General features: G+C 70.0%; 11 protein-coding genes. 1 reads left to right on the forward strand and 10 read right to left on the reverse strand.

Annotated features, from left to right (window positions below; genetic code table 11):
* Nucleotides 1–18: 18 nt before the first annotated feature.
* Nucleotides 19–1,080 carry a 3-isopropylmalate dehydrogenase gene (locus tag ACI3KY_RS01895; protein ID WP_404928511.1) on the reverse strand — a complete coding sequence of 354 codons (1,062 nt, stop codon included), beginning with the start codon at nucleotides 1,078–1,080 and terminating at the stop codon, nucleotides 19–21.
* A gap of 7 nt (nucleotides 1,081–1,087) precedes the next feature.
* Nucleotides 1,088–2,629, reverse strand: coding sequence for an MFS transporter (locus ACI3KY_RS01900; protein WP_404928512.1), 1,542 nt, complete (start codon nucleotides 2,627–2,629; stop codon nucleotides 1,088–1,090).
* A 63-nt stretch (nucleotides 2,630–2,692) separates the two neighbouring features.
* On the opposite strand from ACI3KY_RS01900, the gene ACI3KY_RS01905 reads away from it, so the two are divergent.
* Nucleotides 2,693–3,238 (forward strand): TetR/AcrR family transcriptional regulator, encoded by a 546-nt coding sequence (locus ACI3KY_RS01905; protein WP_404928513.1) that lies wholly within the window; start codon nucleotides 2,693–2,695, stop codon nucleotides 3,236–3,238.
* A 174-nt stretch (nucleotides 3,239–3,412) separates the two neighbouring features.
* On the opposite strand, the gene serA is transcribed toward ACI3KY_RS01905, so the two are convergent.
* From serA to ACI3KY_RS01945, 8 genes are all read right to left on the reverse strand, one after another.
* A complete protein-coding gene (gene serA / locus ACI3KY_RS01910) occupies nucleotides 3,413–5,017 on the reverse strand; it encodes a phosphoglycerate dehydrogenase (RefSeq protein ID WP_404928514.1) in 1,605 nt (534 codons plus the stop codon).
* 168 nt (nucleotides 5,018–5,185) lie between these two features.
* Entirely contained in the window at nucleotides 5,186–5,620 is a 435-nt protein-coding gene (locus ACI3KY_RS01915) for a bacitracin resistance protein (protein WP_404928515.1), read from the reverse strand.
* On the reverse strand, nucleotides 5,617–6,192 hold the full coding sequence (locus ACI3KY_RS01920) for a DNA polymerase III subunit gamma/tau (RefSeq protein WP_404928516.1): 576 nt from the start codon (nucleotides 6,190–6,192) through the stop codon (nucleotides 5,617–5,619). Before ACI3KY_RS01920 ends, ACI3KY_RS01915 begins: the two co-directional genes overlap by 4 nt.
* Nucleotides 6,193–6,267: 75 nt before the next feature.
* Nucleotides 6,268–7,122 carry a peptidoglycan-binding protein gene (locus ACI3KY_RS01925; protein ID WP_404928517.1) on the reverse strand — a complete coding sequence of 285 codons (855 nt, stop codon included), beginning with the start codon at nucleotides 7,120–7,122 and terminating at the stop codon, nucleotides 6,268–6,270.
* A gap of 102 nt (nucleotides 7,123–7,224) precedes the next feature.
* Nucleotides 7,225–7,941, reverse strand: a complete 717-nt coding sequence (locus ACI3KY_RS01930) for a copper homeostasis protein CutC (protein ID WP_404928518.1) — start codon at nucleotides 7,939–7,941, stop codon at nucleotides 7,225–7,227.
* Nucleotides 7,942–8,021: 80 nt separating this feature from the next.
* The gene (locus ACI3KY_RS01935) at nucleotides 8,022–8,228 is read right to left on the reverse strand and encodes a hypothetical protein (RefSeq protein WP_404928519.1); all 207 of its coding nucleotides are present in this window, start codon (nucleotides 8,226–8,228) and stop codon (nucleotides 8,022–8,024) included.
* Nucleotides 8,229–8,318: 90 nt separating this feature from the next.
* Nucleotides 8,319–10,157 carry a 5'-nucleotidase C-terminal domain-containing protein gene (locus ACI3KY_RS01940; protein WP_404928520.1) on the reverse strand — a complete coding sequence of 613 codons (1,839 nt, stop codon included), beginning with the start codon at nucleotides 10,155–10,157 and terminating at the stop codon, nucleotides 8,319–8,321.
* Between the two features lie 194 nt (nucleotides 10,158–10,351).
* Nucleotides 10,352–11,614 (reverse strand): alpha-L-fucosidase, encoded by a 1,263-nt coding sequence (locus tag ACI3KY_RS01945; RefSeq protein WP_404928521.1) that lies wholly within the window; start codon nucleotides 11,612–11,614, stop codon nucleotides 10,352–10,354.
* Nucleotides 11,615–11,740 lie beyond the last annotated feature (126 nt).

The following is an 11,740-nucleotide window of genomic DNA, read 5'->3' on the forward strand; positions in this document are numbered from 1 at the left end:
GGACGACGTGATCTCAGATTACGCCTGGAGCCGGGCGACGATCGCGTCGCCGATCTGCGTCGTCGTGCGGGTCGCGCCCGCGTCGGAGCCGCGTGCGGCAAGATCCTCCTCGACCGCGGTCGTGACGCGGCGGGACTCGTCCGGAAGCCCGAGATGGTCGAGCAGCAGTGAGACGGAGAGGATCGCGGCCGTGGGATCGGCCTTCTGCTGGCCTGCGATGTCGGGCGCCGATCCGTGCACGGGCTCGAACATCGAGGGGAACGCGCCGTCGGGATTGATGTTCCCCGAGGCGGCGAGGCCGATGCCACCGGTGACGGCGCCGGCCAAGTCGGTGAGGATGTCGCCGAAGAGGTTGTCGGTGACGATCACGTCGAAGCGGCTCGGGTTCGTGACCAGGTAGATGGTGGCCGCGTCGACGTGGACATAGTCTACGGTCACGTCCGGGTGCTCGAGAGCGACCTCGTCGACGAGGCGCTTCCAGATGCCGCCGGCGTGGACCAGCACGTTCGTCTTGTGCACGAGCGTGAGCTTCTTGCCGCGACGCTCGGCCAGCTCGAACGCGTACCGCACGACCCGCTCGATCCCGAACGCGGTGTTCACGGAGGTCTCATTGGCGACCTCGTGCGGAGTGCCGGTGCGGATCGATCCGCCGTTGCCGACGTATGGCCCCTCGGTGCCCTCGCGGACGACGACGAAGTCGACGTCGCCCGGCGCGGCGAGCGGTCCGGGCACGCCCGGGTACAGCTTCGACGGCCGCAGGTTGACGTAGTGGTCGAGCTCGAACCGCAGCTTCAGCAGCAGGCCGCGCTCGATGTTGGCATTCTTCAGGCGAGGGTCGCCGGGAACTCCCCCGACGGCCCCGAGCAGGATCGCGTCGTGCGCCTTGATCGCCTCGAGGTCGTCGTCGGTCATGGTGTCGCCGGTCTCGAGGAAGCGGCCGGCGCCCAGCGAGAAACGGGTCTTCTCGAAACGGATGCCGCTGCCCGCGGCCGCGGCATCCAGCACCTTCTCCGCCTCGGCGATGACCTCCGGACCGATGCCGTCACCCGGGATGACGGCCAGCTTCACGACGCGCGACATAGTGCTCCTACGACTTCTGGCGGGATCCTCCCAGGGTAGTGGCCGCGATGACCCCCGCGACGACGACGAGGACGGCGCCGATCAGCGCCGTGACGGTGACCCCCGCGTCGAAGGCGGCGGCTGCCGCCTCGAAGAGCGCCGCACCCGTGCTGCCGCCGATCTCGCCCGCGGCGTGCACCGCACCGGCGAGCGTCTCCGACGCGGCCTGGGCCGCGGCATCCGGGACTCCCTCGGGGACGACGAGGTTCGTCCGGTAGAGCGCCGTGAGGATGCCGCCGAGCACAGTTGTGCCGAGCACCGCACCGAGCTCGTACGCGGTCTCGGAGACCGCGCTCGCGGCACCCGCCTTCGCAGGCGGGGCGCTCGACAGCACCAGCTCGTTCGAGACCGTCTCGGCCGCGCCGATGCCGATGCCGAGCGAGATGAAGGCCGCCACCAAGGCTCCGATGCTCTCCGGTCCCGTGGCGAACGCCACGGTCACGTAGCCCGCGACCGAGAACACGAGCGCCACCGGAACGACGACGCGAGCGGGCCACTTCTTGGAGATCGGCACGACAGCCAGACCGGCGACGATCATCATCGCGAGGCCCGGCACCAGCGCGAGACCTGCCTCCATCGGCGAGAGCCCGACGATGAGCTGCAGGTGCTGCGCCACGAAGAAGAGGAACCCGACGAGAGCGATGACGCTGAGGAGGTTCACCATCAGCGCGCCGCTGAAGCTCCCCCGGCGGAACAGGCGCATGTCGAGCATCGGCGTGCGCGCGCGCAGCTGCCGCCGCACGAACAGCACACCGAAGCCGAGCCCCGCGACCATCGGAAGCCACGCAGCGACCGCGAAGCCGTGCACCGCGAGCTCCTTGATGCCGTAGACGATGGGGATCATCGTCGCCATCGAGAGGGCGATGCTCAGCGGGTCGATGCGGCCGGGCTTCGGATCGCGGCTCTCGGGAACGAGCAGCGGCGCCAGCACCAGCAGCGGGATGAGCACGGGCACCGACAGCAGGAACACCGAGCCCCACGCGAAGTGCTCGAGAAGGAGTCCGCCCACGATCGGGCCGAGCGCCGCGCCGGCAGAGAACATGGCAGCCCACACGGCGATCGCGAGGCGGCGCTGATCGCGGTCGGTGAAGATGCTGCGCAGCAGCGACAGCGTCGAGGGCATCAGCATCGCGCCGAACACGCCCATGCCTGCCCGCGCGGCGATGAGCCAGGCGGCGCTCGGGGCGAAAGCGGCGAGCACCGACACCGCGGCGAACCCGGTGGCGCCGATCAGCAGCATCCGCCGTCGCCCGAACCGGTCGCCGAGCGTGCCCATGGTGACGAGCAGCCCGGCCAGCACGAGCGGATAGGCATCGATGATCCAGAGCTGCTGCGCGCTCGACGGCCCCAGCTCGAGCGCGATCGACGGCAGGGCGAAGCTCAGCACCGTGTTGTCCACCGACACGAGGAGCACGGGCAGCATCAGCACGACGAGCGCCGCCCAGCCGCGCCAGCCGACCCGGCGTCCCTGAGCGTCGGCGAGCGAGAGTTCTTGAGTGAGTGTCATCATTTCTATACCGTCCAGCCGGTATAGTATCAGAATGCCGCGTGCCCTGTCGATACGATCGAGGCCATGAGCCGCCCTCCCCTCGCCCGCGAGAAGGTGCTCGACGCCTTCGAGCAGATCCTCATCGAGGAGGGCGAGCGAGCGGCGACCATGGATGCCACCGCCAAGGCGGCAGGCGTGTCGAAAGGCGGGCTGCTCTACCACTTCGGCACGAAGGAAGCGCTCGAGTCGGCGATCATCGACCGGCTCCGCATGCTGGTGGCCGACGATGTCGCCACGATGGCGGCGGCCCCTGAAGGACCCATCGCGTACTTCCTGCGCACCTCCGTGATGGCCAACGACCCGATCGACCGCGCGATCCTCGCCACGTCACGGCTCGCGCAGGGCGGTGATGCGGTGGCCAGCGACGCGCTGCGCGACGTCCGCGAGCAGTGGGCCGCGGCCCTGCGACCGCACACGAAGGATGCGGTGGCCCTGGACCTGGTGATGCTGGTCAGCGACGGCCTCTACTTCAACAACGCCCTGGCGGGCGGGTCGATCCCGGGACCCGTCCCCCGCGGTCCGGCGCTCGACGCACTCATCGCCCTCGTCGAGCGCGCGACGCGGGGCTGAGCTCACTGAGCGCGGCACTCACCTGCGAGCGCGCCACTTCGCGACGGCGCGCTCGCACCAAAGTGCAGCGTTCGCGTTCGCGTTCGCGTTCGCGTTCGCGGTTCCGTCGCGGCGCGCAGCGGAGACGGGCACGGGGCGGCCACCTGCGCGGAAGCCTCCCCCGGCGGCCGTCTGTCAGTCCTCGGTGACCTCGATGCGACGGAACAGGTCGGCGCCCACCGACTCGCGCATCTCGTCGAGAAGCTCCTCGGGGACCGGCGAATCGACCGTCAGCACCGAGAGGGCGCGCCCGCTGGCATCGGCCTGCGCCACCTGGAGACCGGCGATGTTGATGCCGGCGCTGCCGAGCTTCTGGCCGTAGATCGCGACGATGCCGGGACGGTCGGCATACCGCATGACGAGGTGGTGGCGCTCGATGGGCACCTCGATCTCGTAGCCGTTGATGCCGACCACCTTGGGGACCATGCGCGTGCCGGCGAGCGTGCCGGCGATCGTGAGCACGGTGCCGTCGGCGAGCGTGCCGCGGAGGATCGTGATGTTGCGGTACAGCGGGCTCTCGGCTTCGACGATCAGTCGGGTCTCGATGCCGCGCTGCTCGGCGAAGAGCGGCGCGTTCACGTAGGAGACGTTCTCACTGACCACGTTGGCGAGGATGCCCTTGAGAGCGGCCAGCCGGTAGACGCTGACGTCGTAGGCCGCGAGCTCGCCCCGCACCTCGATGTCGAGGCTCGTGAGAGCGCTGTGTGCGAGACCCGTGAAGAACTGACCGAGCTGCTCGACGAGCGAGATGCCGGGGCGCACGAACGGGTCGATGACACCGCCGGCGACGTTGACGGCGTCGGGCACGAGATCGCCCTCGAGCGCGAGCTTGACGGACTTCGCGACCGAGACGCCCGCCTTCTCCTGCGCCTCGTCGGTCGAGGCTCCCAGGTGCGGCGTGACGACGACGTTGGGCAGGCTCAGCAGCGGGAAGGCCGTGCCCTCGGGTGCGGGCGGCTCGCTCGTGAAGACGTCGAGCCCGGCGCCGGCGATCTCGCCGGTGGTCAGCGCGGTGTACAGCGCCTCTTCGTCGATGAGTCCGCCGCGCGCGACGTTGACGACGAACGCGGACTTCTTCATGAGGCGGAACTGCTCGGTGCCGATCATGCCCGTGGTCTCGGGCGTCTTGGGCATGTGGATCGTGACGAAGTCGCTCTGCGCGAGCAGGTCGTCGAGTTCGAGCAGCTGCACGCCGAGCTGCTGCGCGCGCGTCGGGGTGACGTAGGGATCGTAGGCGACGACCGAGACGCCGAATGCCTGGAGCCGGGCCGCGATGAGGGCGCCGATGCGACCGAGGCCGATGATGCCGACGGTCTTCTCGAAGAGCTCCGTGCCGGTGTACGAGCTGCGCTTCCAGGCGCCGCCGGCCAGCGACGCGTGCGCGGCCGGGATGCGGCGGGCGAGGCTGAGGATGTGCCCGACGGTCAGCTCGGCCGCCGAGATGATGTTCGACGTCGGCGCGTTGACGACCATGACGCCGGCCGTCGTGGCCGTCTTGATGTCGACGTTGTCGAGTCCGACGCCCGCGCGAGCGACCACCTTGAGGACGGGAGCCGCGGCGATCGCCTCGGCATCGACCTTGGTCGCCGAGCGGATCAGCACCGCGTTCGCGTCGGCGAGGGCGGCCAGCAGTGCCGGGCGGTCCGTGCCGTCGACGTGGCGCACGTCGAAGTCGGGGCCGAGGGCGTCGATCGTGGCGGGAGAAAGTTCTTCGGCGATGAGGACGACAGGCTTCGGCACGGGTGGTTCCTTTGGGGGCGGTGCGCGAGCGCGCGGAGCAGGGCAGACCGGATGCCGCGCCGCACGCCGTCGGGGGCGAGGCCTGTGCCAGCCTACCGCCCGTGCGGCGGCCCACCCGACCGTGTGACGGAGCCGGGCCCGGGCTCGGCCCGCTCCGGCTTCGGAACCTCAGCCGAGGAAGGAGGCCGAGTTGAGCGTCGTATACGCCACGACGTTCAGCCAGAACACCGCGACCAGCGCGAGGCCGGTGAGCATGACGAGCAGCAGTTCGTGCGGCGCACGTCGGTATCCGATGGCGAAGGCGCCGCCCCAGACGATCAGCGGGAAGACCGCGGCGAAGATCCAGATGAACCAGCCGAGTGCGTTGAGCGTGAGGCCGGCGTCCGCGAACACCTGGAGGGTGGCGACCAGGTTGCCGATCGCGTTCCACACCGCGTACGCGTAGAAGAGCCCGACGATGCCTGCGATCGCGGCGACGAGCCAGGTGGGCGTCCTGCCCCTCCGCGAGGCAGCTGCGGCGGCGGCGGGCGCGACGGGGCCGGAGTCTCGCGACGATGGGCCGGCGTCGTCCGCAGAAGGGGCGGGAGTCACGGTCTCGTTCATTGTCCGATCGCCCCGATCATCACGAAGGGCCAGGGCAGCAGCACGATCACTCCCACCGCCAGCCACACGAACCGCACCCATGCCCGTGAGCGGCGCGTGAGGAGGAAGGTCGTCGCGAACCACAGCACGGGCGCGAGCACGGCGAGCCACAGGCTCCCCTGGTACATCACATCGAGGACGAGATACTGTGCGCGGCCTTGCAGTCGCAGCCCGCCGATGAGCCACCCGATGGCGTAGAGGGCGTAGACGCCGCCGAGCACTCCCAGGGCGACGAGCGTGCCGTTGCCGAGCGACCGGGCCTCGGGGGCGGGCGTGGCAGCGTCGGCGGATGACTCGCGGTCGGCGCTGGAGTCGTCGACGGATGCCGCATCCGCCGCACTCCCGGCCGCTACCGTCTCGCTGCCCTTGCCGACGGCCGTATAGCCCTTCGGAAGCGCCGGTGCCTGCGCCGGCGCTTCCGACGCGGCATCGGCTGTCGGTTCCGGTTCGGGCTCGGCGGCCGCGCCGAGGTCGAGGGTGGGGTCGTCGTCGCCGTCCCAGGTGAGGGCGTCGTCGTCGCGTCCGGTCGTCACCGTCTCAGAGTAGTGCCGCGGTGCCACGCCGCCGAGAGCCGACCGGCGTTGCGGCGGCCCTCGGGGGGCGACCCGTCACTCGAACAGGCGCAGCATCAGCGTGTGCCAGGTCTCCGGGCCGACGATGCCGTCCGCGGGCGGCAGGAAGACCTGCTGGAACTCCCGGACGGCGGCGTCCGTCTGCGGGCCGAAGTCGCCGTCGACGGTCACCGCGGCCAGGAGGCTCTGCACGGCACGCACCGCCTCGCCCTTCGCGCCCGCCGGCCCGTCGCCCTGCTTCACCGTGATGATGAGGCTCGGCCAGTCCAGCTGGCCGAGGGTGGTCGAGATCTCCACAGCGCGCAGCGTCTGCTGGAAGGTGCGCGCAGCCTGACCGCTCAGGGGTCCGAACGCGCCGTCGGCCACGATGGTCGCGCCGTGAGCGCGCAGCAGATGCTGAGCGGCGAGCACGCGCCAGTTCGTCGCCTGCGATGATCCCTGCTTCACGAGCGCCCAGGGGCGCTCCCCCGGCACGAACGTGCTGAAGAACGACCACGTCTCGCGACCCGCCACACCGTCCAGCGTGAGGCCCCACGACTCCTGGAAGAACTCGACGCGTTCCTTTGTGATGGGACCGAAGATGCCGTCGACGACGAGCGGATCCTCCCCGGGGGACCGCGCGAGCCCAAACTGCTGGACAGCGCGGACGGCTTCTCCGGTGGACCCCTGCTGCACCGCGACGACCAGCCGCGGCCAGGTGATGGGTCCCACGATGCCGTCGGAGGGAACCCCCTGAGCGGTCTGGAAGGCACTGACGGCCGCGACGGTCGCGGGATCGTACGTGCCGGTCACGGTCAGGGCGTGCCCGTGCGCGCGCAGGAGATGCTGGATGCCTGGGACGATCGCGGCGGACGATCCCGCTCCGACGGTGCTCCACGGTTCGACGTTCATGACGGCTCCTCTGATCGGTGTCCGATGCGGGGCTTCGCCCCACTGACTTTCGAGGTCCCGCCGGGACGCCGTGATACGTCCGTGCCAGAAGCGCGACGCGCCTCAGCCGGCCGCCGCGACGGCCTCCGCGACGATCGCCGCATCGGTCACGTCGTGCCCTTCGGAGCCGCCCCCGGGTCCGGACGGCGCGTCGCGCGCGACGCGCGACCGTGCCGACAGGTGGACGGCATCGACGCCTGCGGCGAAGAGTGCCGGGATGTCGGCCGGCTGCACACCGCCGCCCGCCATGAGCTCGACAGCGCCGGACCGTGCCGCGAAAGCCGCCAGCACCGGCAGTCCGTCGATGGAACGGGTCGCGCCACCGGAGGTCAGCACACGGTCGACCCCCTCCGCGACGAGCTCGTCGAAGACTGCGGCAGGGTCGGCGGCGGCATCGACGGCGCGGTGGAACACCAGTGCGGCCGAGCCCGCGGCATCCCGCCATGCGCGCAGCGTGTCGACGTCGAGGCCTCCGGCTGCCGTCAGTGCCCCGACGACCACCCCTCCTGCACCGCGCTCGACGCACGCGCGGATGTCGGCCGCCACCACCGCGACCTCATCGGAGCTGTAGACGAAGCCGCCGCCGCGGGGACGCACCAGGACGTTGACCGTCGACGCATCGACGGCCGCCAGGACGGCCTCCAGCGTCGCCAGCGAGGGCGTGAGGCCGCCGACGTCGAGCGCCTGGCACAGCTCGAGACGCGTGGCGCCGGCCTCGAGCGCTGTCCGCGCACCCACGGCATCTTGAACGGCGATCTCGATGGGGCGGTGTGCAGGCATGCGGCGAGCATATAGCCGGGGCCAGCGGGGCGCAGGCAGAGTGAGACCCGCCGCTCCCCGGGCGGCGGGTCTCTACGGATTCACGAGAATCGCAGTTGGCGCGGCCTCGCGAAGAGGTCCCGGAACCAGACGCCGGCACCGGCGATCACGTGCCCCGTGGGGCTCACGGGTGTGATCGTGGCGCCGCGATCGGCGATGCTGTGGAGAATCTCGTTCTCGCGATGGAGGGCGACCGCCCGCTCGCGATGGAGCCGGTCGGCCGTGAAGATCAGGGCGATGCCGTCCATGGCCGTTCCTTTCGTGGTGACCGCCGGGCTCGGCGATGCTGTGATGCTGTGAGTGGCAGACCCCTCCCGGTGATACGCGGCGTCGCCCGGTCAGAAGACCGGCGTGCCCGCCCGCACGAGCTTCCAGTTCACGACGTGGAAGTCGGCGGGGTCGATCACCCCGGTGTCCGACGCGTAGGCGACGATCGCCTCGCGGATCGCGACCTGGGCGTTGTACACCACCGGTGCGCCCGCGATGTGCGGGAAGCCGCCGCCGCCGGACTGACGGTAGTTGTTGACAGCGACCACGAAGCGCTGGTCGGCCGCGACGGGCACACCCGCCCACGCCAGGTTCGCGATGCGCGAGCCCTGCGGCTGCGAGATGTCGATGTCGTAGGTCACACCTGAGAACTGGTCGAAGTTGTAGTCGGGGGTGTTCAGCGCGTTCGTCCACGACGCCGGTGCGACCGGAGCGTCCGGGGCGACAGTGAGGAAGTACTTGGCCGAGTACTCGAGATAGTCCTTGATCTGGGCGCCGGTGAGTACCGAGGCCAGCAGCGTGTTGTCGTAGATGTAGAGGCCCGCGACATCCCTGATCGTCACCTGGCCGGCGGGGAACGTGGCGGCGCGGTTGAAGGGCGCCGCGATCGAGATGATCGGGAGGGATGCCTCGGCCGAGCCCGCGATCGCCTTCGACACCGTCTCGATCTGCACGTGGTTGACGTAGTCGAGGATCGCGGTGTCCTTCCAGCACGACTCCGCGGCCGAGAGCGTCTCGGTGGAGGTCGCGACCGGCGTGTTGACGTAGGCGACGACGGCATCGTGCTGCGCCTGCACGACCGCCACCAGCGCGGGGTCGTCCTCGACGGTGTTCGCGTTCACCGAATGCGCCGACGTCGACACCACGGTCCAGGATCCGCGTGAGAACGCGAGGTCGAGGTCGAACACGCTGAGCCGCTGCCCCCACTTCGCGGGCTCGCTCATCACGACCTGCTTGCCGGTCGCCGCGTTGGTCACGATGCGCTGCGGCACATCGTTGTGCGCGTGGCCGAAGAGGATGACGTCGATGCCGGGCACCTGCTCCGCCAGCAGCGCCGACGCATTCTCGACCGGCAGGTCGCTCCCGTACGACGACAGTCCGCTATCACCCGCGTGCACGCTCACGACGACGACGTCGACGCCCCGGCGACGCATCACCGGCACCCAGCGCGCGGCGGAGTCGACGACGTCGAGCACGTCGACCTTCCCGCTGACGTTCGCCTTGTCCCAGATCACGATGCCCGGATTGGTGAGACCGAGGACGCCGACCCGGATGGGCGGCAGGCCGGCCCCGGCGTGCATGGTCTTGATGACGAACGGCTCGTAGCGGGGCACCGTCGTGCCCGCGTGCACGGCGTTCGCCGCGAGGGCGGGTGCATCGAGCTGCGAGATCCAGTTGTCGAGGAAGTCCAGGCCGTAGTTGAACTCGTGGTTGCCGAGTGCGACGGCGTCGTAGCCGATCGCGTTGAACTGTGCGGCCATCGGGTGGATGGCGCCCGATGTCGTGACCGGGTCGACCGTCGCGAAATAGAACCCGAGCGGCGTGCCCTGCAGCGTGTCGCCCGCATCGAAGAGCAGCGTGCGCTCCCGCCCGACGTCCGCGCGCACCTGGTTCACCAGGCTCGACACCCGCGCGAGTCCGATCGCGTTCTTCCCGCTGTCCGTGTATGCGGCGTCCTTGTAGTAGTCCCAGTTCAGCGCGTTCGCATGGATGTCGGACGTGCCCATGATGGCGATCCTGACCAGCTTCTCGCCGGGGGCGGCGACGGCCTTGGGGGCGGCGCCCCAACCGGCCGCCGCGAGCACACTCGCCGCCGACGCGCCGACGAGGAAGTTCCGCCGGCTGAGACCTGAGCGCTGCGGGGTGTCCGCGAGTGGCGGCAGGTCGTGGTCGGGCAGGTGGTCAGGCATGTGTTCTCCCATGGCGAGGATCACATCACGTGCGCGTGCCCGCGACAAGGATCCGCTCATGAGGAAACTCTCAGCCAGGCGTAGCCCGCCGTCTCGAGGCGACGACGCCCACTCCCACCGGACATCCGATGTTAAGTCCCGGCGTCGTCGCGCGAGCACGGGTCGCTCCGTCTGCGGCGCTCGCCGCAATGCGCTCAGTCCCCATCAAGCGTGAGCTCGATGACGGGAACGAGGACGTCGGGCCGCACGACCGGAAGGTGGATCGAGAGCGTGCCCTCCGCCTCCCCCGCCGGGGTCAGGTTGCTGGCCGTCTGCGTCGGATCGGCAGCCGTCGTCCGCAGCCACGACCCGTCGTGAAGGAATCGTGCATACGAGACTCTCCCGGCGAGGTCGGGCAGGTGCACGAAGCCGAGCGGCCACGAGAGCAGGTGCAGGTAGAGCTTGCTGCCGCGGCGCGTGTAGACGCCCTCCCGCGGGGGCGTGAAGTCCGCATGGCCCGCGCCGACGATCGCGCCGCGATGCAGCCGCATCCACTCGGCGATCTCGGAGAGCGTGCGCTCGTCCCGTGGCGCGATCGCCCCGCGCCCGTCCGGACCGATGTTGAGCAGCATGTTGCCGTCCATCGACACCGAGTCGGCGAGCATCTGCACGAGGAGCGTCGCAGACTTCTGCTCGGCGTTGTCGCGGTGGTAACCCCAGGAGCCGTTCATCGTCTGGCACGCCTCCCACACCTGCAGCTCTCCGTCGACCGTGAGCGGAGAGGTCGGCTGATACTGCTCCGGCGTCACGAAATCGCCCGGGATTCCGAGGCGATCGTTGACGAGCATCTCGGGCTGGAGTCGGCGGCACATCGCCAGCAGGGCCTCGGCATCCCAGTCCTCGGGCCCCTTGCCTGCCAGCCCGTCCACAGTCTCGGGCGAGGTGAAGTCGAAGAAGAGGTAGTCGATCCGGCCGTAGTCGGTCAGGAGCTCCCGCACCTGCGCATGCAGGAACTCGCGGTAACGCGCCATGTCGCGTCCCTCGTTGAGCGCCGCCACGTCGTCACCGCGACGAGGATGGTTCCAGTCGACGGTGAAGTCGGGATGATGCCAGTCGAGGAGCGAGTGGTACAGGCCGACACGCAGCCCCTCCTCGCGAAGGGCGTCGACGTACTCGCGCACCAGGTCGCGGCCGCAGGCGGCCACCGAATTGAACTCGCTCGCGGCGGTGTCCCACAGCGCGAATCCGTCGTGATGCTTGGTGGTCAGCACCACGTAGCCCGTGCCCGTCGCCTTCGCGCGGCGCGCCAGGGCGCGGGCGTCGAAGAGATCGGGATCGAAGTGCTCGAAGTACTGGCGGTAGTCCTCGTCGGTGAGTCGCTCGTAGTTCTGCACCCACTCGTGACGCGCAGCCGCGCTGTACAGACCGAAGTGCACGAACATCCCGAACCGCGCTTCGTCGAACCACTGCTGTCGCATCCTCGCCCCACTCACCTTTCGCCCGTGCGTCTCATTATCCTGACACAGACATCGGATGTCTGGGCTCCCAGAGGTCCCGCAAACGCAAGAGCCCGACCCCCTACGGGGCCGGGCTCTCGGAGCCCC

This window comes from Microbacterium sp. ZW T2_14 (assembly GCF_044987405.1).
Taxonomy (GTDB): Bacteria; Actinomycetota; Actinomycetes; order Actinomycetales; family Microbacteriaceae; genus Microbacterium.